Raw genomic sequence first — 24,314 nt, forward strand, 5'->3', positions numbered from 1 at the left:
ACGTGGCGGGTTCCGGGCGGTCAAGGACCGCATCAGGCACTTTATATCAATTGTAAATTGCCGCGGTTGGATTGCGGCGCGTCGCAATTGTACAAACATGACATCGACGGAACTTCTCGGGGCGCCACAAACGATATGTCCGCAACAACAGGAGACAAGTTCGGAAACGACCGGGCGCAAGCCGGCAATCCCGCTTCTGCCGCCAGATCGCTTGCCATCAGTGGCAATCGGATCGACAGCCGCGAACTGTTTGCCACCGAGCGTGAAATCATCATCGCGCATGGCGAGGAGCATTATCGCCTGCGGCTGACGTCGCAGAACAAGCTGATCCTGACCAAGTGACCGATCAGGTGAACAGGCAATGACAGTTTGTCGCACGCTCGTAGTGTCGGCTGCCGTGGGCTGCTTCCTGCTCGGCAACGTCGCGCTCGCTGCAGGCATTACGGTGCATGACGCGCGTAACCGCGACGTCACGATCACAGACCCCGCGCGGATCGTCTCGATCGGCGGCGCGATCACGGAAATTCTCTATGCGCTCGGTTTCGAGGACCGCCTCGTTGGCGTCGACTCGACCAGCCTCTATCCGGCCGCGGCGCTGCGCGACAAGCCGAATGTCGGCTACATGCGCCAACTTTCGGCCGAGGGCGTGCTCGGGCTCAACCCCTCGCTGGTGCTCGCGGCGCAAGGGTCCGGACCTAAGGAAACCATGGACGTGCTGGAAGCCGCCAAGGTGCCGCTGGTGCTGGTGCCCGAAACATTTTCGGAAGCAGGCCTGCTCGACAAGATCAGGTTGGTCGGGCATGCCATGGGCGCGGACAAGCGCGGCGAATGCCTGACCGCTGCGGTGTCGGACGATCTGGCGCAACTGCGCGAGCTGCGCGCCAAGGTCACGAAGCCGCTGCGCGTGATGTTCGTGATGTCGCTGCTGAACGGCCGGGCGATGGCCGCCGGAAAGAACACCGCGGCGAACGAGATCATTGCGCTTGCCGGCGGCGTCAACGCCATCGACGGCTACGAAGGCTACAAGATCATCAACGACGAGGCGATTGTCGCCGCAAAGCCCGATGTGGTGCTCTCGATCCAGCGCAGCAAGGATTCGCTGGATGCGGAGACGGTATATCTTCACCCAGCCTTTGCCCTGACCCCTGTCGCAGCCAACAAGACCTTCGTCTCCATGGAAGGTCTCTATCTGCTCGGCTTCGGGCCACGCACGGCGGCCGCCGCCCGCGATCTCTCGATCAAGCTTTATCCGGCGCTGGCACCGCAGGCCGAGAAATTCAAGCCTGCGGCACTCACCGCCGATTGCCGGACATGACCGTCCTGACCGATGGCAGCGCCAAGCGCCGCAGCGGATACGCGTTGCGCCCTCCCGCCTCGCTGACCCTCATCTGCCTGTTCGCGGCGCTGGCCGGCGCTGCGCTGATCGCATTGACGGTGGGCGCCGCCGGAATTCCGCTGGCACGGCTGCCGGCCGCGCTCGGCCTGTCGGGCGACGCCGCGGCCGGTCCTAGCCTCGCGCGCGACCAGCTTGTGCTGTGGTCGATCCGTATTCCGCGGATCGGCGCGGCGGCGATGGTCGGCGCACTGCTCGCGGCATCGGGCGCCATCATGCAGGGGCTGTTTCGCAATCCACTCGCCGACCCCGCACTGGTGGGCGTTTCCTCCGGCGGCGCGCTGGCGGCAGCGGCTGCTATTGTCTTCACCGACAGCCAGATCGGCCAGAACCTCCGCTTCATGCAGCATCAATTGCTGCCGATCGCGGCCTTCCTCGGTTCGCTGGCGACCACCGTCATCCTTTATTCGATCGCGAGCCGCTCGGGGCGAACATCAATCGCGATTTTCCTGCTGGCCGGCATTGCCATCGCCGCAATCGCCAATGCCGGTATCGGGCTCCTCGTGTTCATCGCCGACGATCGCCAGTTGCGCGACATCACGTTTTGGATGCTGGGGTCGCTGAGCGGCGCGACCTGGCCCAAGCTCGCCACGCTGGCGCCGGTGCTCGCGATCGCTGCGATCGCCTGCCTCTCGATCGCGCGTGGGCTCGACGTGCTGGTGCTCGGCGAGGCCGAGGCGTTCCATAGCGGCGTCGATGTCGAACGCTTAAAGCGGATTTCGATCGTGCTGGTGTCGGCGATGACGGGCGTGGCGGTCTCGGTCTGTGGCGTCGTCGGCTTTATCGGCATCGTGGTGCCGCATTTGCTACGGCTGGTGATCGGGCCGGCGCACCGGTTGCTGCTGCCCGCTTCCATGCTGCTGGGCGCGGTGCTGCTGGTGGGTGCCGATACGCTGGCCCGCACCATCGTGGCGCCCGCGGAAATGCCGATCGGTATCCTGACCGCGGCGATCGGCGCGCCGTTCTTCTTAGGCATGCTGTTGCGCCAGCGCGGGCTCGTTTCGCAATGACTGCCATTCTCGAAGCGCAGTCGGTCTCGATGGTCGTTGGCGGCGCCACGCTGGTCGACGGCATTGATCTGCGTGTCGCCCCCAGCGAAATGGTCGCGATCGTCGGCCCCAACGGCGCCGGCAAATCGACGCTGCTGCGCATATTGTCCGGTGATCTCCGCCCGACGCGCGGCCAGATCAAACTGAAGCAGCGCAACATTCGCACCTATCCGCCGCGCCAACTCGCGTTTCACCGGGCGATGCTGTCGCAGCATGTCAACGTCACCTTCCCCTTCACGGTCGAAGAAATCGTCCATATGGGTGCGGGCGATGCCGGCCGCGCCGCCGCGCAGCGGCTGGTCGATGCGGCACTCGGCGAGGTCGATCTGGCGCATTTCAGTCACCGGCAACTGCCGACGCTTTCGGGCGGCGAACAGCAGCGCGCGCATTTCGCCCGCGTGCTGGTGCAGCTCGCCTGCGGCGAGGCGCAGCATGGGCCGGGCCTCTTGCTGCTGGACGAGCCGACCTCGAGCCTCGACATGCGCCACCAGATCGACCTTGTAGAAACGGCGAAGCGGCGCGGGCAGAACGGCACGGCTGTCATCGCCGTGCTGCACGACCTCAATCTCGCCATGCGGTTCGCCGACCGCATCGTGCTCTTGCATCGCGGCCGGCTCGCCGTCGATGGCGGCCGCAGCGAGGCGATCACGGCCGAGACCATCCGCCGGATTTTTGAGGTAGATGTGAAGATCGACTACACCGATCAGGGAGTCCCGTTCCTGTTGCCGCAAACCATGCGGCCCGCCGGCGCGCCCACGGCATAACGCCGCAACTATTATCCAACGGCGTTACATGTTCTTCACGGAACTGTCAGCTAACTGTAACAGCCGCTGCGCAAGACACTCCGCATCATCATCTACAGGAGATCCGCCATGCGCGTGTCATTGCTCTGCGCCGTCGCGTCCATGTTTCTGGCCGGCGCTGCCTTCGCCCAAGGTGAAGGCGAGTTTCCCGCCACACTGAAGGGTCACGCCGTGCTGCCGGCGCAGACCTTCATCGACGCGCCCGCTGATGCGCCTGACGATCTCAAAACATCGGGCAAATACACCACCGGCCGCCGCGTCGACGCTGTGGGCACCGTGATGGGCAAATCCTACGAACGGCCGACCGGCGTGTCGCTGCCGTTCAAGGGCCAGCCGCTGCAGGGCCATTCCGGCATCAAGGTGATGCCGGACGGTTCGTTCTGGGTTCTCACCGACAACGGCATGGGCTCGCGTTACAACTCGGCCGATTCGATGCTCTACCTCAACCGGCACAAGATCGACTGGGCGAGCGGCAAGATCGAGCGGCAGGAAACGCTGTTCCTGCACGATCCCGACAAAAAAGTGCCGTTCCGCATCCTGCATGAGGACACCGCAAAACGCTATCTCACCGGCGCCGACTTCGACACCGAAGGCTTTCAGATCATCGGCGACACCTTCTGGATCGGCGACGAGTTCGGGCCCTATGTGCTGAAGGCCGACAGGATGGGCAAGATCCTGGCCGTGTTCGAAACCACCGCCGACGGCAAGCCGGTGCGCTCGCCCGATCATTGGTCGGTGCAGTCGCCGGCAGCGCCGGGCGCGACCTACACCACGGTCAATCTGCGCCGCTCCAAGGGATATGAAGGATTTGCCGCCTCGAAGGACGGCAAATTCCTCTACGGCCTGCTCGAGGGCCCGCTGTGGGACGCCGAGAAGAAGGATTTTGAAAAGGTTGACGGCAAGGAAGCCTCGCGGATTCTCGAATTCGACGTTGCCGCGGAGAAGTTTACCGGCCGTTACTGGCAATATGTGTTCGAGCAGAACGGCAACGCCATCGGTGACTTCAATATGATCGACGCCACTAGCGGCCTGATCATTGAGCGCGACAATAGCGAAGGCACCGCGGACAAGGCCTGTCCGGCCGGCCAGCGCGGCGAGAACTGTTTTGCGGACCTCGCAAAATTCAAGCGCGTCTACAAGGTCGAACTCTCCGACGCCAATGTCGGCAAGCCGGTGCGCAAGATCGCCTATATCGACCTGATGAAGATCAAGGATCCCGACAACAAGGCGCGCAAGCCGCTCAACGACGGCGTGCTGACCTTTCCGTTCTTCACCATCGAGAACGTCGACCGCGTCGATGAAGCGCATATCGTCGTCGGCAACGACAACAATTTGCCGTTCTCGTCGAGCCGCGATCCCAACAAGGCTGACGACAACGAGTTCGTGCTGCTGGAGGTGGCCGAGTTTCTGAAGGCGAAGTAGGTCATCTCCCTCTCCCGCCTTTCGCGGGGAGAGGGTCTGGGTGAGGGCTGCTTCCGCGTAATCACTGCCTTTTCCCGTTCTTGGAGATAGCCCCTCACCCCCTGCCCTCTCCCCGTAAGAACGGGGAGAGGGAGAAGAGACCCGCGAAGAGCGAGGATTGAGGGAGAAATCAGCGCTGCCGCATCACCGTCTCGCGCCGCCCGATCGCATCGGATCGTGACATCCACTCCGGCAGCGGCGCACCATCGCGATGCCGTCCGCCGGCGCAAGCTGCGGCCCAGGCGGCCACGGCGCCGAGCAGGATGGCGGTCGCGACCGAGAAGGCCAGAATGATGCTGCTTCGCCGTGATTTCGTAATTGCGCTCTTGGCGCTGGCGACGACGCTATCGACCCGCCGCTCGGCGTCGGCTGCGGAAAGGCCCGTGAGCGTCCCGACTTGCTGAATCAGATAGGTGCGGTCGTCTGCGCTGAGGCCGCTGTGGCTCGACGTGGTGAGCAGGATGCGCCCGGCTTCGGCCCGCTCCGCGCTAATATCGACATTTGCTGCGCGGCGGCCGGCGCGAAACAGCCGGTCCAGCTCATAGCTCAACAGTGGCTCCGCCGTACTGGCCTGCGCAGAACTGCGCATCGAGGGCGTCCGGCTGATCGTGGCCACGCTGACCAGGGCGGCGAGCAGCACTCCCAGGATAACGGCGAGCGACCAGACGCCCAGACCATGGACGCCGTCTGCCCGTTCGGTGTCCTCCACGGCTGCCGCACCGGTCGCGGTGCGAACGCGGCCGGCGACATAGCCGCCAAGGCCGAAGCTCACGATGGCCTGCAGGATGAGGTAGATACCCGACAGGATCGCAAGCGCCGCGGACGCATCGCGCCAGGTCGGCGCGGTCGATGTTACGCCGAGACCAATCGTGGCGCCAAACGTCAGCAGCACGGACGATAGCGCCGTCGCCGCAAACGCGCCGAGCACGATTGGCGACCACTGCAGGAGACGCGGCGCGATATCGCTACGCACCGCGGGAGAGACGTTTTCCATCGACCCCTCCATGCGCTAGCGAAGGCCGAAGAAGGACAGGATCGCCAGGATCACGACGATGAGGCCGACGAGATAGATGAGACCATGCATGGTTTCCTCCATGTGCCCCGCCGCCATTTCTCAACCGACAATCGGTCGGCATTGGCAAAGTTCCTCCCGTTGACAGGAAAAAGATGCAATCGACGCGGCGCAGCAGAGATCCTTTGCTCGCTGAAAGCGCAATGCCCACCCGTCGACACTTTGCCCGCCGCGCTCGCCTCCCCATATTCGGTGCAAACCCAAAGCACTGGAAGCAAGGTTGACCGGACAGCTCGCACTATTTCCCGAAGATCGGCCCGGTGGCCTGCAATACGCGGCCGAATTCATCTCGCCCGTGCTTGAGCACGAGCTCATTGGACAGGTCTCGGCGTTACCGCTGCAGCCGTTCCAGTTCGGCGCGTTTGAAGGCAAGCGCCGGGTGGCGTCGTTCGGGCTCCGCTACGATTACACGCTGCAGCGATTGCGGCCGGCGGAGCCGATTCCGCGATGGCTCGATCCACTGATCGAAAAGGTGGAGGCATATGGCGGGCCGTCGACGCAAATCGCGCAGGTTCTCTGCACCGAATACGAAGTCGGCGTCGGAATCGGCTGGCACCGGGACAAGCCGCACTTTGACCGGATTTTCGGCCTCTCGCTGGGATCGCCGTGCAAGTTCCGCTTCCGGCGCGAGGTCGGCGAAAAATGGCAGCGCTATACGCTCAAGACCGCACCGCGCTCGCTTTATATGATGTCGGGCGAATCCCGACGGATTTGGGAACACAGCATTCCCGCCGTTGAGGCGCCGCGTTACTCGATCACCTTCCGTACGATGGCTGACAGAAAGAGCTAGCGGCGCCGGTTTTCAGCTCTGCTAGACTGGAATTCCGTTCAGAATCGCAGGAGCCAATGGCAAGACGTACCGGCAGTGCCGACTTACCCCTGCATGGCGGGCGCGTACCCGCCTGGCTCGGGGTACGCATGTCCTCGCTCGGCGCGATCATCACCGAGGCGATCGTGCATCATTACGGCCGCGACGAATTCCTAAGGCGGCTGTCGCATCCGTTCTGGTTTCAGTCGTTCGGCGCCGTGATGGGAATGGACTGGCATTCGTCCGGCATCACCACCAGCGTCATCGGCGCGCTGAAGCGCGGGCTCAAGCCACTGGAGACTGAGCTTGGCATTCACGTCTGCGGCGGCCGCGGCCAGCACTCGCGAAAGACGCCCGACGAGCTTCGCCTCCTCGGCGAACGCACCGGCTTCGACGCGCCCCAATTGGTCCGCGCCAGCCGTCTCGTTGCCAAGGTCGACAGCGCCGCCGTGCAGGACGGTTTTGATCTCTATCTTCACGGCTTTTTCGTTACCGATGACGGTAAATGGACCGTCGTGCAGCAGGGCATGAACGGCGATAAGCGGCAGGCGCGGCGTTATCACTGGCACTCCGAACAGCTCGCCAGTTTTGTCGACGAACCGCATAGCGCGATCGACGGCCCGGCGCAGGGCGAGATCGTCAACCTCACCGATCACCGCGCCGGGCGGTCGCGCACGGCGCAGCTGGAACTGCTGAGCGAGCTGGGGCCGGATCGCATCGTCAATGAACTGGCGGTCATCGAGCGGAAGGAGCCGGCCCAAGCCTTGTTGCCGCATCTGGTGATGCCGGCGCATCACGATGTCAGATCGAGCGATGTGTTCAGCCGGCGCCTGCACGGCACGCTCGCGGCCGCCGCCGAACGCGGGCCGGTCGATTTTCCGGAATTGCTGCTGACGCCTGGCGTCGGCCTGCGAACGGTGCGTTCACTGGCGATGGTCGCGGAAGTCGTCCACGGCGCGCCGTACCGGTTCAGCGACCCGGCGCGCTTCTCGCTGGCACATGGCGGCAAGGACCGCCATCCCTATCCCGTCCCGATCAAGGTCTATGACGAGACCATTCGCGTGCTGAAATCGGCGGTGCAGAATGCAAAACTCGGACGCGACGAGGAAATGCAGGCGTTGAAGCGGCTCGATGACCAGTCGCGCCGGCTCGAAGGTTCTGCGGAGGGGCCGTCGCTCGGCACGTTCATCGCCGGTGAACGCGCGGCTTCGCCGGGTCTCGACGGCCGCTCGGTATTTGGATGGGAAGCGGAGCTGAAGGCTGGCGAGGCCAAGTAGATCGCCTTCCAGTTCAGCCGTCATCGCCCGCGAAGGCGGGCGATCCAGTACGCCGCGGCGCTATCGTGCATACATTCTGACGCCGCGGGTTACTGGATGCCCGCCTTCGCGGGGCATGACGAGAAAATGCGAGCTACTTTCTAACCTCACCCCGCCGGGACCATCACCACGCCCTTGTCCTTGGGCCAGCGCATCCGCCAGGTGAAGTTGATGTCCCTCACCTCGCCCGGCTTGGCCTCGAACGCCCATTCCAGCACGCCGCGCCTGTCGCGGACGTTGCTTGCGGTCGGTGGCGTCGTCGACGACAGCATTTCGACCTGGATTTCCTCGTTCTCGCTGACCGGCAACTGATCCTCGATCGCGATCCGAAGCGGGAAATCGTGGCCGTTGCGCACGGTCGTCTTGAACGCGCGCTCGTCGGTCTTCGACGTCGTCACGATCAGGCCGGCCGATCCCTCGTTGCGCTTGAGAACCGCGCGTTCGATCTTGATCTTGTCGTCGGCGCCGAAGCCGAGCCGCACGGTCTCGTCCTTGGCCGCAGCGGCCATCTGCCCGCGGCCGACGAATACGCCGTCGCGGTAGATCGAGGCCCGGCCAGGCAGCAGCGGCGCGTCCTCGTTCTGCTTGAAGCTCGCTTCGAGAAATGCGGTCGGGTCCTTCACCGGCACGGCGCGTACCGCAAGATCGGGCGCAATGGTCGCGCTAGAGACACGCAGGCTCTTGGCGCCTTCGCTGGCACCCAGGCTGACGCGGCCGGGAATCTTGAACACCACCTGGAAGCCGCTGACATCAGCCATGGCCTGCTGCTCCTCGGCGCGCTCGGCGACCGATTCCGCCATCTTGGATGCCGGAGCCGGTGCCGCGCGCAATAGCATCCTGTTGCTGTCCATCGCGCCGCTGACGGACGCCTGAGGCCGCGGCAGTTGCGGATATTGCACGATCAGCGAATTGAGTTCGGGCGCGCTGCCGCCGCGCGCCGTGCGCACGGTCGAGACGCTGAGCGCGACGTTGGACCAGTCCTCGCCGGTGGCCTGCGTGATTTCGGCGCGGCGCACCAGTTCGAGCGCGGGTTTGCGATCTTTCGCGCCGGTATCGAGCCTGATGTCATAGAGCGGCGTCCAGCGCGCACTGCGCACCGCATAGGTCACCCGCAGCGTCGCCTTGGTCGCCGCCGCCGCAGCGAGCTCAATCCGGACTTCCAGCTTGCTCGGCGGCTTCTGCGCCTTGTCCTGTTCGAGCCGCGCGATTTCGCGGTCGAGGTCGCGCTGCTTGCGCTCGGCATCGCGGATAGCGGCTTCAGTGCTAGCGACTTCCTCGCCGACCGCGGCAAAGGCCGCACGCCATTCGGATATCGGCCGCGCCTCGCCCTTACCGCCGATCCCTGCGGGGGCGGTATCCGCAAATCGCTCGGCGAATTTGCGCCGCGCGGTAGCCGCATCGATCGCGCCCTGCAGGTTGACCCGCTCGTCCTTCAGCGCCTCGATCCGCTTGTCGAGTTCGGGCAGATTGACCGGCGGGGCCGCACGCGGCGGCTTAGCGTCGATCGCGCCGATCGTGAGCTTTGCGCCGGCCTCACCCTCGACCCGCAGCGAGGTTGGGTCGAGCGTGAGCGGAAAATCCTTGAGCACAGCGGAATTCTCGCCGGCCGGCAGATCGAGCGTGACGAGGCGCGTCACGCTGGCGCCATCGGGATAGACGATGACGGTATCCACCGCCGAGCTCGCGTCCATGTCGGCGGCCCGCGCCGGCATAGCGGCCATCGTCGTCAGAACGATGAGGCTTGTCGTCAAAAAACTGTTCGCAATCAATCGCATGGATACCCTCCTGAACCGTTCGCCGGATAGCGACGCGGAAAAGCCGCCCACCACTCCCGGTCATGAGACGCGGCGAGAGGGGAACCGGTTCGATGCAGGAATGACGCGGCTACGGCGCGATGGGACCGTAGCAACGGCAAGCGGAGGCAGTCCCAGTACCCGTGGCCGTCAGGCGGCCCACACTGAATTCAGCAATTTGCCGACCTCGAGCTTGAGGCGATTGCTGTCGCCGGACAGCGACTGCGCCGCCGAGAGCACCTGGGTCGAGGCCGACCCGGTTTCGCAGGCGCCCTGCCGGACGTCAGCAATATGGGCGCTGATCTCCGTTGTGCCGAGCGCGGCCTGCTGGACGTTGGGGGAAGTTTCCTGCCTCGCCGCGCCCTGTTCTTTCACCGCGGCGGCAATGGTCGAGGAAATCTCCGAGAGCTTCTCGATCGTGCCGCTGATCTCCTTGATGGCGGTCACGGAACGGTCGGTGGCAATCTGAATGCCCGCGATCTGCCGGCCGATATCACCCGTCGCCTTCGCCATCTGTTCGGCCAGCGCCTTGACTTCGGACGCCACCACCGCAATCTGCTCCAGTTCGGCGTTGGCGGCATCCGCAATGACGGCTTTTTCGATGCCAGCGACGACTCTGCATTCCGCTTTTTCATCTCGTCGTGGGTCAAACGCAATGAGAGAAGCCGCATGATGGATGGTCTAAACGGTCAAAATACACCGTTCCGGGTAGACCACCGGCTTGCAAGTTTTGGCTAAAATCCTAACAACGTAAAACTACGGGAATATGCACGTTAGCAGAACAGTGCGGCATCATACGCGCGCGAGCTTGACGCGCCGGGGCGATCCTCGACTTGACCGTCGAGGTTCGCTCAGGCGTCTGCGCGATGCTTTTTAGAACGCCAGCGCCTTGGCCTGCTTCACCTGCGGCAGCGCCTGCACCTTGGCAAGCACTTCGGCCGGCACGGGGCCGTCGATCTCGACCAGCGCAATGGCGTCGCCGCCCTGCTTGACGCGGCCGAGATGGAAGGTGGCGATGTTGATCTTGGCGTCGCCGAGCAGGCTGGCGAAGCTGCCGATGAAGCCGGGCTTGTCCTCGTTGGTGACATAGATCATCGACTTGCCGAACTCGGCATCGACCCGAATGCCCTTGATGTCGACCAGCCGCGGCTTGCCGTCGTGATAGACGGTGCCGGACACCGAGCGTTCCTGCCGTTCGGTGACGACGGTCACCGTGATCAGGCTCTCATAGTCGCTCTGCGCCGCGCGCACGATCTCGTCGACCACCATGCCGCGCTCTTTGGCGACGACGGGCGCCGAGACCACGTTGACCTCGCCCAGCATCGGCCGCAGTAGGCCCGACAGCACCGCTGAGGTGATCGCCTTGATCTTCATCTCGGCGACATTGCCCTCATAAGTGATCTGGACTTTCAGGATGCCGCTCTCGGTGAGCTGGCCCGCAAACGAGCCGAGCTTTTCGGCGAGCTCGATGAAGGGCTTCAGCTTCGGGGCCTCTTCCGCGGTGATCGACGGAAAATTCACCGCGTTCGAGATCGCGCCGGTCAGAAGATAGTCCGACATCTGCTCGGCGACCTGCAGGGCGACGTTCTCCTGCGCTTCCGTGGTGGAGGCACCGAGATGCGGCGTGCAGATCACGTTGGGATGGCCGAACAGAACGTTCTTGGTGGCGGGCTCCTCGACGAAGACGTCGAAGGCTGCGCCGGCGACATGCTTGGAATTCAGCGCGTCGAGCAACGCCTGCTCGTCGACCAAGCCGCCGCGCGCGCAGTTGATGATGCGCACGCCCTTCTTCATTTTCGCAATCGCCGCCGCGTCGATGATGTTCCTGGTCTTCTCCGTCAGCGGCGTGTGCAGCGTGATGAAATCTGCGCGCTTGAGCAGCTCATCGAGTTCGACCTTCTCGACTCCGATGTCCTTGGCGCGCTCCGGCGACAGGAAGGGATCGAACGCGACCACCTTCATTTTCAGGCCGAGGGCGCGGTCGGCGGCGATCGAGCCGATATTGCCGCAGCCGATCACCCCTAACGTCTTGCCGGTGATCTCGACGCCCATGAAGCGGTTCTTCTCCCACTTGCCGGCCTGGGTCGAGGCGTCGGCCTGGGGAATTTCGCGCGCCAGCGCCAGCATCAGCGTGATCGCGTGTTCGGCGGTGGTGATCGAATTGCCAAACGGCGTGTTCATCACGATGATGCCCTTGGCGGTGGCCGCGGGAATCTCGACATTATCGACGCCAATGCCGGCGCGGCCGATCACCTTCAGATTCTTGGCCTTGTCGATGATCTTGGCGGTAGCCTTGGTCGCGGAGCGGATCGCAAGTCCATCGTAATTGCCGATGATCTCGGCGAGCTTGTCCTTGTCCTTGCCGAGATTGGGCTGGAAGTCGACCTCGACGCCGCGGTCTTTGAAGATCTGCACGGCAGCGGGAGATAGCGCGTCGGAAATGAGAACTCTGGGTTTGGTCATTTGAATGTTCCTTCACCCTCCCCTGGAGGGGGAGGGTCGGCGCGTGGCGCCGGGGTGGGGTGAAGCTGTCGATTTGAAATTCGCTGTGCGCCGGATTGAGGGACTTTCACCCCACCCGCCGCACCTACGGTGCGTCGACCCTCCCCCTCAGGGGAGGATCAAGCATCAAGCCGCCTTCGGCAACGCCGCCTTGGCCTCGGCAAAGGCCCAGTCAATCCACTGCGTCAGCAGCGCGACGTCGGAGGCTTCTACCGTGGCGCCGCACCAGACCCTCAGGCCCGCGGGCGCATCGCGGTAATAGGCGAAGTCGTAACCGGCGGCTTCCTTCTCGACCAGCGCAACCAGCTTCTTCGAGAACTCGGCCTGCGCATCCACTGTCAGCGAGGTGATCGCGGGATCGATGAACTTCAGGCATACCGAGGTGTTGGAACGGATCGACGGATCCTTGGCCAGGAAGTCGATCCACGGCGTCTTCGCCTTCCAGTCCGACAGCACCTTGGTGTTGGCGTCGGCGCGTGCGATCAGGGCTTTCAGGCCGCCGATCGATTTCGCCCAGTTCAACGCATCGAGATAGTCCTCGACGCACAGCATCGACGGCGTGTTGATAGTCTCGCCCTCGAAGATGCCCTGGTTGAGCTTGCCGCTCTTGGTGAGGCGGAAAATCTTCGGCAGCGGCCAGGCCGGCTTGTAGGTCTCGAGCCGCTCCACCGCGCGCGGTGAGAGGATCAGCATGCCGTGCGCGGCCTCGCCGCCCAGCGCCTTCTGCCAGGAGAACGTGACCACATCGAGTTTTGCGAAATCGAGCGGCTGCGCGAATGCGGCCGACGTCGCGTCGCAGATCGTGAGGCCTTCACGCGTCGCGCTGATCCAGTCGGCATTGGGCACGCGGACGCCCGAGGTGGTGCCGTTCCAGGTGAAGACAATATCGGACGCCGGATCGGCCTTCCTCAAATCAGGAAGATCGCCATAGCCGGCGTGCAGCTTGGTGACGTCCTTCAGCTTTAATTCCTTGACGATGTCGCTGACCCAGCCCTCGCCGAAGGATTCCCAGGCGATCGTGGTGACGGGGCGCGCGCCGAGCAGCGACCACAGCGCCATTTCGACCGCGCCGGTATCGGACGCCGGCACGATGCCGATCTTGTAGTCGGCGGGAACTTCAAGCACCTCGCGCGTCAGCTCGATCGCGAGCTTGAGCTTGTTCTTGCCGATCTTCGCGCGATGCGAACGGCCGAGGGCAGCGTCCTTGAGATTTTGGGGATTCCAGCCGGGGCGCTTGGCACAGGGGCCGGAGGAAAAATGCGGCACGTTCGGCCGCGAAGCGGGCTTCGCTACGGTCATGATCTATCCTTCCAGATAGTAAGCCTCCCGTTGGGGGGAGGTGTCCCGCCGCGGTCATTAGGGGAATCGGGCCCGATCGTCAAGGAACTTCGGGCGCCTCACGCTCGGTTGATGTGGGCTCGTCCGCGCAGGGAGCCAGCTCCTGCTGCAGAAGTTCGGCTGCATCGGTGACCAGCTTGGCCGCCTCCCGCCGGCTTGAGACCTTCAAAATGCTGGTCTTCCCGGCCTGCACGACATATTCACTTCCGATCCGGACGATCGAATATTTTTTCATTGGAAATCCCCAAGCTCTACCCAAGCCCCTTGGGAGACGCCGGCATAGCGGAGACGTTCCTGTCCGTAAAATCACGGACGCACGCGTAGTTTACCGGTTGTTAACCGGATCGCACAGTGACGACTACCTCAGGCATTCGTCGCAAACGCGCTTCAACCGCAGTTGGCTGACTTTTTACGCGTTTTCTTTACGCGAACCGGATTCCACTTCGCTTGAAAACGCTATAGCGATCAAAATCGCACGGTCATGCCGACATGGCTGCGCGCAAAGCCGAGCCGCTCGTAGAACCGCTGCGCATCGACGCGGGTGTGATGCGTCAGCAGTTCGACCAACTTGCAGCCCCTGGCGCGCGCTTCCGCAACCGCCCACTGCACCATCTGCTCGCCGATGCCCCGGCTGCGACGGTGTTTGGCGACGCGAACATCCTCAATCAGGCCGCGCGAAGCGCCCTGCGAGCTCAGCCCCGGCAGAATGCATAACTGCAGGCAACCGACCACAGTGCCCTCGCCGTCCTCGGCGACGACGAGAAGGACGTTCGGATCGTGCTGCAGCCTTTCAAAGGCCGTGAAATAGGATTGCGGCAGCGGATCTTCGATCCGCTCACGCGCGCCGCCGAGTGGATCGTCCGCCAGCATGGCGATGATGGTGCCGACGTCCTCGCGGCGCGCGGCGCGGATGGTGACCTTCGCAATCTCAGTCATGATGCATTCCGGTGAAGTCAGCGCGCCGGCGGGAGGGCGAGGAATTTTTCGATCTCGCTGATCCAGCGGCGCACCGCGGCGTAGCCGTCGAGATGGAAGCCGCCTTCGTGCGCCACGCGGGTATAGCCCAATAGCGATATGTCGGCGAGCGTGACGGTATTGCCGACCAGGAACGGCGTCAGCGCAAGCTGGTGCTCCATCCGCGCCAGCGCCGCATAGCCGCGCTTGACCTTGTCGGGGTCGAGATCAGAGGCCGACTTCTTCAGGTAGAACATCTGGAAGCGGCAAACGGCGATGTAGGGCTCGTGACTGTATTGTTCCCAGAACAGCCATTCGTCCATCTTCGCTGCCGCGAACGCATCGCTTGGAATGAGATGCGAACCGCGGGCGAGATAGCGGATGATGGCGTTGGATTGCGCCAGCGTGCGGCCGTCGTCGAGTTCGATCGTCGGCACCTGGCCAGCACCATTGAGCTTCAGGAATTCCGCCGTCCGCGTCTCGCCCTTGAGCGTATCGACCGCTATCCAGGTGTAGGGCAGCGCGAGTTGATCGCATACCCACTTCACCTTCAGGCAGTTGCCGGAATTGGTATCGCCGTAGACCTTCATGCGCCGTCCTCGTGACGGCGCCACTGCAACAGGCGGCGGCAATTCTGTCAACGGCGCCGGATCGGCGCTGCCGCCGTGGCGGGATCAGAATTTGTAGCCGAGGCCGGCGCGGACCGTGTTGATGCTGGTGTCAACCGAAGAGGTAAAGCGCACGTATTCCCATTCCGCGCGCATGAACAGATTCGAGATCAGCATTATTTCGGTGCCGAGACCGAACGAATAGCCGTAGATCAAGTGGCTATACTGGCCGTCGGTTGCGCTGATGTCGAATGGCACATTATTGAAAGGCGGCGCGACGGCCGTATTGACCTGAGTTCCGAAAACACGGGCGGTGCGAATGATGTCGGCCTGCCCGAGTGCGATGCCGGCAAACATATAAGGGAGGAACGAGCCATACGCATAGCCGCCGCGGACCCGAAGCGTTCCCATGTCGGAAATATTCATCCGCGCAGTCCCTTCATAGGTGGCGCCAACCGTGTACCCGGAAGGAAGCGAGAAGAACCGCGACATGCTGCCGGTCTGCGAGCCGCCGAACTTGCCGTGCGTGTAATTCAGTTCAACGCCTACCACGACGTCGGTCCACTGGAAGTTGTAGCCGACGAATCCGCCGAACCCCTCTCCGTGGGCCGAAACTTTTCCCATGATCGGCCACTCCGATATTCGCTGGACGCTCTCCATCTCCGTGCCGTCCAAGAGGCGCGCCGCGATGGTCCTCGTCGAATTCGCAAAATTCATGTTGGAAGTGCCATAGGCGGCATGTCCACCGATGTAGCCGCCTTGCCAGTTCACTGTGCTGGTGCTCAGCCCGTCGGTGAAGCCGCCGCGGAGAAACGGCAGGTCCGGCATATCGGCGGCTCGCGCGCCCGTCACCGCTCCACACATCACAGCCACCAGCAACAATCGACGCATCGCAACGCTCCATTCCGAAACTCTGAACTTGGCGCCGATCATCGCCTGTTAACCTTAACCAATGGTTGTCGCGCCTTCCGATTGGCGCAATCTTGCCGAAAAGCGGACGAACATTTTTCTTCGGCCAATCGCCGACGCCAAAAGCAAACGGCGCGGGAATGCCCCGCGCCGTTCGGCAATTGTTAGCGAATGGAAGTCGCGATTAACCTTTGCGGATCAGCGGCGGCGGCGCGTAGACTTGTGGGTTGTCCAGATTCCAACGCACGCCGAGCTTCAGGTCATGCGAGGTGATGTCCTTGAACCTGAAAACATTGTTGGTCGTCGCCCCGGTGAAGTCCGAGAGAATGCCGGTCTGTCCTTCACCCAGATTGACATAACTGTAGGCAAGTTCGAGCACGAGATTCGGATTGACGTTATAGGCAAGGCCAGCGTGTGCTGCCCACGCGAAATTCCACTTCGAGCCGGTCGGCGCGCTCGCGAAACTCGTGGCTGTGAATGGCAGGTTGTTCGTACCCGTATCCGTAAAATTCGAGATCGTCACGCGCGCGCCCCCGACGCCGGCACCGATGAACGGGGTAATGCACCACCAGGTGCCGAGATCGACATAGGCATTGGCCATCACCAGCCACTCGGATTTGCTGCCACCGTAGTTGTCAATCCCATTATAAGCGACGCCCCCGGCAGTTCCGGTGAAGCGGTCGGTCGCTTTAAAATTGGCGTTGCCGCGATACTGCCCGGTCAGGTCAGCCCGGAACCAATTGTTGAGCCGGTACCCGACACCGACTCCATAGATGCCAGCAGTGTCGAATGCAGACTGCTGCTCGAACGAGGTGAGCTGCGAGTAGGCGGATTCGCGGCCATAGTGAACGTCCTTCACTCTCTGATTGCTGAAGCCGATGTCGCCGCGCAGATACCAGCCGCCGAAATCCTCGACCACCGGGGCCGGAGCATAAGGAGGCGGCGCAATCGCCATGTCGGCAGCAAACGCCGCCTGGGACAACAAAGTGGCCGCACCGGCGGCAATGAAAGACTTAACGCTACGCATGGGTTCGTCCTTTTGTCCGGTGAGGCTGACTGCGAAAAAGGCCCCACTTCAAAAACTCACGGGTGGACGATGCCATTAAATGCTTAAGCGGCGCTTAACCCTAATTTTTAAGGTTGACAAACTCTGAGTTATTTTTTTGTGCAGGTGTTCGCGACGCAAGAGCTGATGCATCCGCAGCACAGAAACGGCGAAAGCTGCCACACGTTCTAACGATGTGTTGACGAAAATTCCCTCGCCACCGTGTCGTTAAGATTTTGTTGACGCAGCGCCGCTCGCCCGCGGCACGTGTTAGCGCGCGTGCTCAACGCACGACTTTGGGCATCTTCGGCAGGAACACCGCGAGCAATCCGAGCGCCGGCAGGAAGGCGCAGAGGTGATAGACGAAGGCGATCCCGGTGTGGTCGGCTAGCCTGCCGAGCACCGCGGCGCCAAGTCCGCCGATGCCGAAGGCGACGCCGAAGAACACGCCGGAGATCATGCCGAAGCGGTGCGGCATCAGCTCCTGCGCGAACACGATGATCGACGACGTCGCCGACGAGATGATCAGGCCGATGAACACCGTCAGCACGGCGCTCGCGTAGAGGCCGGCATAGGGCAGCGCCAGCGTGAACGGCAGCGCGCCGAGGATCGAGAACCAGATGACGTATTTGCGCCCGAAGCGATCCCCGAGCGGTCCGCCGAAGAACGCACCCACCGCATTGGCAGCAAGAAACAGGAACAGATAAAGCTGGGCCGCCTGCGTCGACACACCAAACCTGTCGATCAAATAGAAGATGTAATAGCTCGACAGGCTCGACACGTAGAGCTGTTTCGAGAACAACAGCGCGACCAGCACCGCGAGTGCGATTCTGACCCGCCGGGAATCCGGCAGGTCGGGATGACGTTCGACCGCAGCCGATTTCTTTATCGTGATCTGCGGCTTGTACCAGACGCCGATTCGCCACAGGATCACGATCGCCAGAAACGCGATCGACGAAAACCAGGCGATCGAGGGCTGGCCGAACGGCACCACGATCAGCGCCGCCAGCACCGGTCCCATCGACGTGCCGAAACTGCCGCCGAGCTGAAACACCGATTGCGCGAAGCCGTAGCGTCCACCGGAAGCCAGGCGCGCGATCCGCGCCGACTCCGGATGAAACACCGCCGAGCCAAGCCCGACCAGTGCTGCCGCGATCAGGATGATCGGATAGAGATGCGCGACGCTGAGCAGCAGCAAGCCGAAAAATGTAAAGCCCATCCCGATCGCAAGCGAGAACGGCTGCGCCTTCTTGTCGGTGAAGTGCCCGACGACCGGCTGCAGCAGCGACGCGGTGAACTGGAACGCCAGCGTGATCATGCCGATCTGCGCATAGTCGAGTGCGTAGGCGTCCTTCAGGATCGGATAGACCGAGGCGATCAACGACTGCATGGTGTCGTTGAGGAAATGCGAGAAGCTGATGCCAGCGAGCACGATATAGGCCGGCCCCGCCACGGCCGCTTTCGCCGCGAGGCGCGGCGCAGCGTCCGACACGACAACCGGCGCGTTCAGCGTTTCCTCTGAGACGATGACGGGCTTGTTCAACGGCGCCTTCCCGAAAAGATTCGTTTGCGGCAATGCTGGTTTTTACGGCGCAAGTACGGTGACGACCAGCAGCAATAGCCGATGGCTGCGATGCGCTGCTGCGCACCGTCGATCAGCAATCATTCGTCCTTCGGATAAAGCGTGCTTATGCCGCTGCAGCGTGACCGAGCGCGTTGACGATCTGGTCGACCACTTCCTCGACCAGCACGCGGTCGTCGCCCTCGCCCATCACGCGGATCACAGGCTCGGTGCCGGACGAACGGACCAAGAGCCGGCCGTGGCCGTTGAGGCGATTCTCGCCGTCCATGATCGCCGATTTCACCTCGGCGTGGTCGAGCGGCTTGCCGGAGCGATAGCGCACGTTCTTCAGGATCTGCGGCAGCGGATCGAAGCGATGGCACACTTCCGACACCGGACGGCGAAGTTTTTGCACCACGGCCAGCACCTGCAGCGCGGCGACGAAGCCATCGCCTGTCGTGGCGTAGTCGGAGAGGATGATGTGGCCCGAGGGCTCCCCGCCGAGATTGTAGCCCTGCGTCAGCATCTGCTCGAGCACATAACGGTCGCCGACTGGCGTGCGCACCATGCCGAGGCCCTGCCCTTCGAGGAAGCGCTCGAGCCCGAGATTCGACATCACGGTGGTCACGATGCCGGGCTTGGCGAGCCGGCCCTCTTCCTTCCAGCTTTGCGCGATCACCGCCAGCAACTGGTCGCCGTCGACAATGTGGCCGCGCTCGTCGACCAGGATGACGCGATCGGCGTCGCCGTCGAGCGCAATGCCGATATCGGCGCGCATTTCACGCACCTTCTTGCTCAAGGCTTCCGGCGAGGTCGAGCCGCATTCCTTGTTGATGTTGAATCCGTCCGGGTCGACGCCGATCGCGATGACGTCGGCGCCCAGTTCCCACAGCGCTTCCGGCACCACCTTGTAGGCTGCGCCGTGCGCGCAATCGATCACGACGCGCAGGCCGTCGAGCGAGAGCTCGCGCGGCAGGGTGCGCTTGGCGAATTCGATGTAGCGGTCATGGACGCCGTCGATGCGGCGAGCGCGCCCTAAGCTGGCGCTCTGCGCCAGGCGTCGATCGATCGGCTCGTCGAGCAATTGCTCGATCTGCTTTTCGACGTCGTCGGAGAGCTTGAAGCCCTGCGGGCCGAACAGCTTGATGCCGTTGTCCTCGAACAGATTGTGCGATGCTGAAATCATCACGCCGAGATCGGCGCGCATCGACTTGGTCAGCATCGCGACCGCCGGCGTCGGCATCGGGCCGAGCAGCAGCACGTCCATGCCGACCGAGGTAAATCCGGCCACCATGGCATATTCGATCATGTAGCCTGAGAGCCGCGTGTCCTTGCCGATCACGACGCGGTGGCGGTGATCGCCGCGCTGAAACACCAGGCCGGCCGCCTGCCCCACCTTGAGCGCGAGCTCCGGCGTGATCAAACCATTGGCGCGGCCCCGAATTCCGTCGGTACCGAAATATTTGCGGCTCATGTGACCCCCAGCCATTCCGGGTCTTCAGGCCTTGCGGCAAGAATCCCGAACGCCTCCATCGTAGCGTGCTGGGGGTTATAATCCTTCGCCCGCTAAAATGGCTTCAAAAAATATGATGAATCATTACGGCCATCAGTGCTAGCACTAACGCATAAGCCTTTGTAATAACTTGATATTATTGTAGGAACACCGGGCCGGGTCAAGGCGCTAGCCGCCCCTCTTGACGTGACGGTCGCCCTTCGAGGGCGCCGGCTGGGTGACATTGACCGGGTCGGATGCCGGAAAGGTCTCCTCCAGCCCTTCCTCCAGGGCGTCATCGAGCCTGCGCTTTTCCTCGTGATCGGCCGAGCCGGTGTCGGTTCGAGTGGTCGTGCGCAGTCGGGCCATGGCATGTCCTTAGCGTGGGGAATGGCGCCCAAGAGAGGCGATTTGGCTCGCCATCCAACCATGCTAGATGACGACACCACCGCGACATTCAAGAAGGGGCCGGGACGTCCATGAAGCATATCACCTGCATTGAGGATCTGCGCCAGTTGCACAAGCGCAGGGTTCCCAAGGCGTTTTTCGACTACGCCGACCGCGGCTCCTACACCGAGGACACACTGCGCGCCAATTCCGAGGATCTGCGGCAGATCAAATTCCGCCAGCGCATCCTGGTCGATGTCTCCAAGCGCGATCTCTCCACCACGATCCTCGGCGAACCCGCCGCGATGCCGCTGATCCTGGCGCCGGTCGGCCTGCTCGGCATGCAGCATGGCGACGGCGAGATCCATGCCTGCCGTGCCGCGCAGGCCGCCGGCATCCCCTTCACCCAGAGCACGATGTCGATCTGCTCGATCGAGGATATTGCGGCCAGCGTCGACAAGCCGTTCTGGTTCCAGCTCTATGTCATGAAGGACCGCGGCTTCATCAAATCGCTGATTGAGCGCGCCATTGCGGCGAAATGCTCGGCGCTGGTGTTGACGGTGGATTTGCAGGTGATCGGCCAGCGCCATCAAGACATCAAGAACGGCATGACGGTGCCGCCGGAATGGTCGCTGTCGAAGCTGCTCGACTTCGCCAGCAAACCTTCATGGGTCGCGGGCGTGCTGCGCGGCAAGCGTCGTACCTTCGGCAACATCGTCGGTCACGTCAAAGGCACCGAGGATCTCACCAAGCTCTCGGAATGGACCGCGTCGCAGTTCGATACCTCGCTGAACTGGAAGGATCTCGATTGGATCCGCTCGATCTGGCCGGGCAAGCTGATCCTCAAAGGCATTCTCGACGTCGAAGACGCCGAGGAAGCGGTCAAGACCGGCGCGCAGGCGATCGTGGTTTCCAACCATGGCGGCCGCCAGCTCGACGGCGCCCCGTCGTCGATCGAGGTGCTGCCCGGAATCGTCGATACTGTCGGCTCGAGAATGGAGATCATGTTCGACGGCGGCATCCGCTCCGGCCAGGACGTGGTGCGCGCCCTCGCGCTCGGCGCCAAATCCTGCATGATCGGCCGCGCCTATGCCTATGGTTTAGGGGCCGGCGGCGAGGCCGGCGTCGCCAAGGCGCTCGACATCATCGGCAAGGAAATGCTCACGACGATGGGGCTGTGCGGCGTCAACACGATTGCCGAAATCGACGATCGCGTGCTGGCGGTTTGATCCGCTGTTAGTGCGAATACCTCCATATGTCGTCCCTGCGAACGCAGGGACCCATGACCACCGATGTTTGTGATGCGCGACGCTGGAGCCCCCAGCTTTCCTCCAACAACTAGCATTAGTGGTTATGGGTCCCGGCGTTCGCGGGGACGACGTGTGGAGCGACGCAAAACTCACATCGGCGGCATGATTCCGTCGCGGCCGACATTAATGCGCGATGCTTCCAGCGTGCCATCGTCCTTCTTCACGGCGCTAAAGATGATCACCTTGGCGCCCGGCTTCAGTTCGGACTTGTCACCGGCGACGAAGGTGACGATCGGCGTATCCGGCGGCACGACGACTTTCTTTTCGCCGTCCTTGTATTTGACCAAAATATTCTGGCCGTCGGTGCCCTTCACGGTCTGGGCGACGGTGGCATTGGTCATGGTCGAATTCGGCCGCTGGTCCCAGGGCCGAAAGCCTTCGGCCGCGCCGCGCTGGTTCTCCGGGAAGATATGCACCGCGACCGCTTTCTGCGTACCATCAGGCTCCGGCATGCCGGTGACGCCGATATAGGAGCCTTCCTTGATCTCGGACAGTTCGGTCTTGGCCACACCGAACACGGCAACATTGTCGGTCATTCGCACTTTCATGTCGGTACCCTCGCGCGATTTGATCGACAGCATGGGCCCATCGACGGCTTCGATGGTGCCGCGAATTCGGACCATCGGTGGCTGTTGTGCCGAGGTTTCCGTTGCAAACAGAGCGACAAGGCCCAGCGAGGCCACGAGCATCCGCGGCCATGAAGAAGATTTCAGCATGGTATTCCTCCCGAGATGTATTTGGCGCCCAACTCAATGCAAACACCGCACGGGAGTAGCTATTCCGTAGCGCCAACTCTTCTCTTCCCTTCTCCCCTTGTGGGAGAAGGTGGCCATAGGCGGCCTTTGGCCGCCTATGCCTCTCAAGGGGAGAGGGAAGAAGGTCACATCGGCGGGGTCAGCCCATCGCGGCCGACGCTGACGCGGCTGGTCTCGAGCGAGCCGTCCGGCAGCTTCTTCATGAAGGCGATCACCTTGGCGCCGGGCTTGAGGTCGGACTTGCCGGCGGGAACATAGGTCACGACCGGCGTCTCCGGGGAGACCACGACTTTCTTCTCGCCGTCTTTATATTTGATCGTGAGGGTATGACCGTCATTGCCGACCACGGACTCCGCCACCGTCGCGTTGGTCATGGTGGAGTTGGGACGGAGGTCATAGGGCCGCGAGCCCTCGCCGGTGCCGCGCATCGCTTCCGGAAACACGTGTACTTCCACCGCGTTCTGGCTGCCGTCGGGTCCCGGCACCGTGGTGGTGCCAATGAAGGATCCGACCTTGATGTCGGATAGGGAGATCTTGCTGATCCCGACGACATTGACGTCGCCGGTCATGTGCAGCTTGACGTCCTCGCCGCCGCGGGACTTCACGGCGAGCACGTCACCATCGACGGCTTCGATGGTTCCGCGAACGCGCGTCGGCGTCGGTGGCTGCTGGGCGATCGCGTAAAGCGTGGAGCCGGCCACCATCGCGACGGCGGCAAGCGGGCGAACGAGCTGAAAATGGCGGACGGGCATGCTGGGGTCTCCGGTGGCGGCACTGACGTAGCCATTGACACCGGCTTTTCAAAAAAATTCCGGCTCAAAATCCGCGATCAGCCGATCATGTCTTCGTGAGATCGGCTTCGACAAGCGCGCGAAGCTCTGGCGTCACCTCGGGGCGCCGTCCGAACCACAGTTCGAACCCCCGCACCGCCTGATGCAGCAGCATTCCGAGTCCGTCGGCGGTCTTCAGCCCGCGGGCGCGCGACGCGGTCAGCAATGGCGTGTCGAGCGGCACATAAACGAGATCCGCGACGACGGCCTGCGACGGCAACAGCCCGATATCGATTTCGAGCGGCGGCTGACCTTTCATGCCGAGCGAGGTCGTATTCACCAGAAGGCCGGCGCGCGGCAGGAGATCGCCGAGTGCACCCCACGCCACGGGCAAAACGCTCGCGCCGAACTGATCCGCCAGCGCGCTCGCGCGCGCCATGGTGCGATTGACAAGATGAATACGCTTGATGCCGCGTTCGCGTAGTCCGAACACGACGGCGCGCGACGAACCGCCGGCGCCCAGCACCAGTGCATCCTCGCAGTTATCCCAGCCGCTGGCGCAGGCCTCGAGATTGTTGATAAAGCCTTCAACGTCGGTGTTGGTCGAGCACAGTTCGCCATCCGCGAACCACAGCGTATTGGCGGCGCCGACCGCGCGGGCGCGCTCGTCCGGCTTCGACAGCGCAAGCGCGCGCTCCTTATGCGGAATGGTGACGTTGGCGCCGACAAAGCCCCGCAACGACAGCCGGAAGACGAAATCCTGAAACTCATCGGGCGGCACCGCCTCGATCACGTAACCGCCCTCGATGCCCAGCGTCCGCAGCCAGTAATGATGGATCAACGGCGAACGCGAATGCGCGGCCGGCCATCCGATCAGGCAGGCGGCGGGGGGTTTAGGCACGGCAATAGCCTCCTCCAAAGACGTCGATGGCCGGTATAAACCCGGCCACGACCATCAATTTATCTTCCGCTGAAATGAGTCAAGCCG

Annotated in this window: 23 protein-coding genes and 1 pseudogene; 8 read left to right on the top strand and 16 right to left on the bottom strand. The window is 62.9% G+C overall.

From position 1 onward, the window contains the following. The first annotated feature begins 135 nt into the window (after positions 1 to 135). The 5 genes from hemP (at position 136) to HCN58_RS22155 (ending at position 4,667) form a co-directional block, all read left to right on the top strand. Entirely contained in the window at positions 136 to 342 is a 207-nt protein-coding gene (gene hemP, locus HCN58_RS22135) for a hemin uptake protein HemP (RefSeq protein ID WP_171581505.1), read from the top strand. 19 nt (positions 343 to 361) lie between these two features. Then, the gene (locus tag HCN58_RS22140) at positions 362 to 1,315 is read left to right on the top strand and encodes a heme/hemin ABC transporter substrate-binding protein (RefSeq protein ID WP_171581506.1); all 954 of its coding nucleotides are present in this window, start codon (positions 362 to 364) and stop codon (positions 1,313 to 1,315) included. Then, positions 1,312 to 2,403: a FecCD family ABC transporter permease gene (locus HCN58_RS22145; RefSeq protein WP_171581507.1), complete on the top strand. Its 1,092-nt coding sequence runs from the start codon at positions 1,312 to 1,314 to the stop codon at positions 2,401 to 2,403. The genes HCN58_RS22140 and HCN58_RS22145 overlap by 4 nt, the downstream gene beginning before the upstream one ends. Continuing rightward, positions 2,400 to 3,206: a heme ABC transporter ATP-binding protein gene (locus HCN58_RS22150; protein ID WP_171581508.1), complete on the top strand. Its 807-nt coding sequence runs from the start codon at positions 2,400 to 2,402 to the stop codon at positions 3,204 to 3,206. The genes HCN58_RS22145 and HCN58_RS22150 overlap by 4 nt, the downstream gene beginning before the upstream one ends. A gap of 108 nt (positions 3,207 to 3,314) precedes the next feature. Then, a complete protein-coding gene (locus HCN58_RS22155) occupies positions 3,315 to 4,667 on the top strand; it encodes an esterase-like activity of phytase family protein (protein WP_171581509.1) in 1,353 nt (450 codons plus the stop codon). A 169-nt stretch (positions 4,668 to 4,836) separates the two neighbouring features. On the opposite strand, the gene HCN58_RS22160 is transcribed toward HCN58_RS22155, so the two are convergent. Next, on the bottom strand, positions 4,837 to 5,700 hold the full coding sequence (locus tag HCN58_RS22160; RefSeq protein ID WP_171581510.1) for a hypothetical protein: 864 nt from the start codon (positions 5,698 to 5,700) through the stop codon (positions 4,837 to 4,839). Between the two features lie 298 nt (positions 5,701 to 5,998). Between HCN58_RS22160 and HCN58_RS22165 the strand changes: the two genes are divergently transcribed. Both HCN58_RS22165 and HCN58_RS22170 read left to right on the top strand, forming a co-directional pair. After that, on the top strand, positions 5,999 to 6,568 hold the full coding sequence (locus tag HCN58_RS22165; protein WP_171581511.1) for an alpha-ketoglutarate-dependent dioxygenase AlkB: 570 nt from the start codon (positions 5,999 to 6,001) through the stop codon (positions 6,566 to 6,568). Between the two features lie 56 nt (positions 6,569 to 6,624). Further along, entirely contained in the window at positions 6,625 to 7,863 is a 1,239-nt protein-coding gene (locus HCN58_RS22170) for a DUF763 domain-containing protein (RefSeq protein ID WP_171581512.1), read from the top strand. A 146-nt stretch (positions 7,864 to 8,009) separates the two neighbouring features. Here HCN58_RS22170 and HCN58_RS22175 read toward each other — a convergent pair whose 3' ends face one another. From HCN58_RS22175 to HCN58_RS22230, 12 genes and pseudogenes are all read right to left on the bottom strand, one after another. Continuing rightward, a complete protein-coding gene (locus HCN58_RS22175) occupies positions 8,010 to 9,677 on the bottom strand; it encodes a mucoidy inhibitor MuiA family protein (protein WP_171581513.1) in 1,668 nt (555 codons plus the stop codon). Between the two features lie 168 nt (positions 9,678 to 9,845). Continuing rightward, positions 9,846 to 10,304: pseudogene (locus tag HCN58_RS22180) on the bottom strand (methyl-accepting chemotaxis protein); the annotation flags it as partial. Positions 10,305 to 10,568: 264 nt separating this feature from the next. Next, positions 10,569 to 12,158, bottom strand: coding sequence for a phosphoglycerate dehydrogenase (gene serA, locus HCN58_RS22185; RefSeq protein WP_171581514.1), 1,590 nt, complete (start codon positions 12,156 to 12,158; stop codon positions 10,569 to 10,571). A gap of 165 nt (positions 12,159 to 12,323) precedes the next feature. Next, the gene (locus HCN58_RS22190) at positions 12,324 to 13,496 is read right to left on the bottom strand and encodes a phosphoserine transaminase (protein ID WP_171581515.1); all 1,173 of its coding nucleotides are present in this window, start codon (positions 13,494 to 13,496) and stop codon (positions 12,324 to 12,326) included. Positions 13,497 to 13,575: 79 nt separating this feature from the next. Beyond that, positions 13,576 to 13,770, bottom strand: coding sequence for a hypothetical protein (locus HCN58_RS22195; RefSeq protein ID WP_171581516.1), 195 nt, complete (start codon positions 13,768 to 13,770; stop codon positions 13,576 to 13,578). A gap of 230 nt (positions 13,771 to 14,000) precedes the next feature. Next, positions 14,001 to 14,471: a GNAT family N-acetyltransferase gene (locus HCN58_RS22200; RefSeq protein WP_171581517.1), complete on the bottom strand. Its 471-nt coding sequence runs from the start codon at positions 14,469 to 14,471 to the stop codon at positions 14,001 to 14,003. 17 nt (positions 14,472 to 14,488) lie between these two features. Continuing rightward, the gene (locus tag HCN58_RS22205) at positions 14,489 to 15,079 is read right to left on the bottom strand and encodes a glutathione S-transferase family protein (RefSeq protein ID WP_171581518.1); all 591 of its coding nucleotides are present in this window, start codon (positions 15,077 to 15,079) and stop codon (positions 14,489 to 14,491) included. An 84-nt stretch (positions 15,080 to 15,163) separates the two neighbouring features. After that, on the bottom strand, positions 15,164 to 15,988 hold the full coding sequence (locus HCN58_RS22210; protein ID WP_171581519.1) for an outer membrane protein: 825 nt from the start codon (positions 15,986 to 15,988) through the stop codon (positions 15,164 to 15,166). A gap of 202 nt (positions 15,989 to 16,190) precedes the next feature. Continuing rightward, positions 16,191 to 17,033 (bottom strand): outer membrane protein, encoded by an 843-nt coding sequence (locus HCN58_RS22215; protein ID WP_171581520.1) that lies wholly within the window; start codon positions 17,031 to 17,033, stop codon positions 16,191 to 16,193. Between the two features lie 301 nt (positions 17,034 to 17,334). Continuing rightward, positions 17,335 to 18,594, bottom strand: a complete 1,260-nt coding sequence (locus HCN58_RS22220) for an MFS transporter (protein ID WP_171581521.1) — start codon at positions 18,592 to 18,594, stop codon at positions 17,335 to 17,337. 145 nt (positions 18,595 to 18,739) lie between these two features. Continuing rightward, the gene (glmM, locus tag HCN58_RS22225; protein ID WP_171581839.1) at positions 18,740 to 20,086 is read right to left on the bottom strand and encodes a phosphoglucosamine mutase; all 1,347 of its coding nucleotides are present in this window, start codon (positions 20,084 to 20,086) and stop codon (positions 18,740 to 18,742) included. A gap of 207 nt (positions 20,087 to 20,293) precedes the next feature. Further along, positions 20,294 to 20,473, bottom strand: a complete 180-nt coding sequence (locus HCN58_RS22230; RefSeq protein ID WP_171581522.1) for a hypothetical protein — start codon at positions 20,471 to 20,473, stop codon at positions 20,294 to 20,296. A gap of 110 nt (positions 20,474 to 20,583) precedes the next feature. On the opposite strand from HCN58_RS22230, the gene HCN58_RS22235 reads away from it, so the two are divergent. Further along, a complete protein-coding gene (locus HCN58_RS22235) occupies positions 20,584 to 21,720 on the top strand; it encodes an alpha-hydroxy acid oxidase (protein WP_171581523.1) in 1,137 nt (378 codons plus the stop codon). 170 nt (positions 21,721 to 21,890) lie between these two features. Here the strand turns inward: HCN58_RS22235 and HCN58_RS22240 are convergent, their stop codons facing one another. The 3 genes from HCN58_RS22240 to HCN58_RS22250 form a co-directional block, all read right to left on the bottom strand. Further along, complete coding sequence (locus tag HCN58_RS22240; RefSeq protein WP_376701207.1) at positions 21,891 to 22,490, bottom strand: hypothetical protein; 600 nt, start codon at positions 22,488 to 22,490, stop codon at positions 21,891 to 21,893. Positions 22,491 to 22,681: 191 nt separating this feature from the next. Beyond that, a complete protein-coding gene (locus HCN58_RS22245; RefSeq protein WP_171581840.1) occupies positions 22,682 to 23,260 on the bottom strand; it encodes a hypothetical protein in 579 nt (192 codons plus the stop codon). Between the two features lie 133 nt (positions 23,261 to 23,393). After that, positions 23,394 to 24,233 (bottom strand): shikimate dehydrogenase, encoded by an 840-nt coding sequence (locus HCN58_RS22250; RefSeq protein ID WP_376701208.1) that lies wholly within the window; start codon positions 24,231 to 24,233, stop codon positions 23,394 to 23,396. Between the last annotated feature and the right edge of the window lie 81 nt (positions 24,234 to 24,314).

The organism is Bradyrhizobium australiense, from assembly GCF_013114825.1.
Taxonomy (GTDB): domain Bacteria; phylum Pseudomonadota; class Alphaproteobacteria; order Rhizobiales; family Xanthobacteraceae; genus Bradyrhizobium; species Bradyrhizobium australiense.

Coding starts and splice junctions, on each gene's coding strand:
- hemP (WP_171581505.1), top strand. CDS start 136: ATGTCCGCAACAACAGGAGACAAGTTCGGAAACGACCGGGCGCAAGCC.
- HCN58_RS22140 (WP_171581506.1), top strand. CDS start 362: ATGACAGTTTGTCGCACGCTCGTAGTGTCGGCTGCCGTGGGCTGCTTC.
- HCN58_RS22145 (WP_171581507.1), top strand. CDS start 1,312: ATGACCGTCCTGACCGATGGCAGCGCCAAGCGCCGCAGCGGATACGCG.
- HCN58_RS22150 (WP_171581508.1), top strand. CDS start 2,400: ATGACTGCCATTCTCGAAGCGCAGTCGGTCTCGATGGTCGTTGGCGGC.
- HCN58_RS22155 (WP_171581509.1), top strand. CDS start 3,315: ATGCGCGTGTCATTGCTCTGCGCCGTCGCGTCCATGTTTCTGGCCGGC.
- HCN58_RS22160 (WP_171581510.1), bottom strand. CDS start 5,700: ATGGAAAACGTCTCTCCCGCGGTGCGTAGCGATATCGCGCCGCGTCTC.
- HCN58_RS22170 (WP_171581512.1), top strand. CDS start 6,625: ATGGCAAGACGTACCGGCAGTGCCGACTTACCCCTGCATGGCGGGCGC.
- HCN58_RS22175 (WP_171581513.1), bottom strand. CDS start 9,677: ATGCGATTGATTGCGAACAGTTTTTTGACGACAAGCCTCATCGTTCTG.
- serA (WP_171581514.1), bottom strand. CDS start 12,158: ATGACCAAACCCAGAGTTCTCATTTCCGACGCGCTATCTCCCGCTGCC.
- HCN58_RS22190 (WP_171581515.1), bottom strand. CDS start 13,496: ATGACCGTAGCGAAGCCCGCTTCGCGGCCGAACGTGCCGCATTTTTCC.
- HCN58_RS22195 (WP_171581516.1), bottom strand. CDS start 13,770: ATGAAAAAATATTCGATCGTCCGGATCGGAAGTGAATATGTCGTGCAG.
- HCN58_RS22200 (WP_171581517.1), bottom strand. CDS start 14,471: ATGACTGAGATTGCGAAGGTCACCATCCGCGCCGCGCGCCGCGAGGAC.
- HCN58_RS22205 (WP_171581518.1), bottom strand. CDS start 15,079: ATGAAGGTCTACGGCGATACCAATTCCGGCAACTGCCTGAAGGTGAAG.
- HCN58_RS22210 (WP_171581519.1), bottom strand. CDS start 15,988: ATGCGTCGATTGTTGCTGGTGGCTGTGATGTGTGGAGCGGTGACGGGC.
- HCN58_RS22215 (WP_171581520.1), bottom strand. CDS start 17,033: ATGCGTAGCGTTAAGTCTTTCATTGCCGCCGGTGCGGCCACTTTGTTG.
- glmM (WP_171581839.1), bottom strand. CDS start 20,086: ATGAGCCGCAAATATTTCGGTACCGACGGAATTCGGGGCCGCGCCAAT.
- HCN58_RS22230 (WP_171581522.1), bottom strand. CDS start 20,473: ATGGCCCGACTGCGCACGACCACTCGAACCGACACCGGCTCGGCCGAT.
- HCN58_RS22235 (WP_171581523.1), top strand. CDS start 20,584: ATGAAGCATATCACCTGCATTGAGGATCTGCGCCAGTTGCACAAGCGC.
- HCN58_RS22240 (WP_376701207.1), bottom strand. CDS start 22,490: ATGCTCGTGGCCTCGCTGGGCCTTGTCGCTCTGTTTGCAACGGAAACC.
- HCN58_RS22245 (WP_171581840.1), bottom strand. CDS start 23,260: ATGGTGGCCGGCTCCACGCTTTACGCGATCGCCCAGCAGCCACCGACG.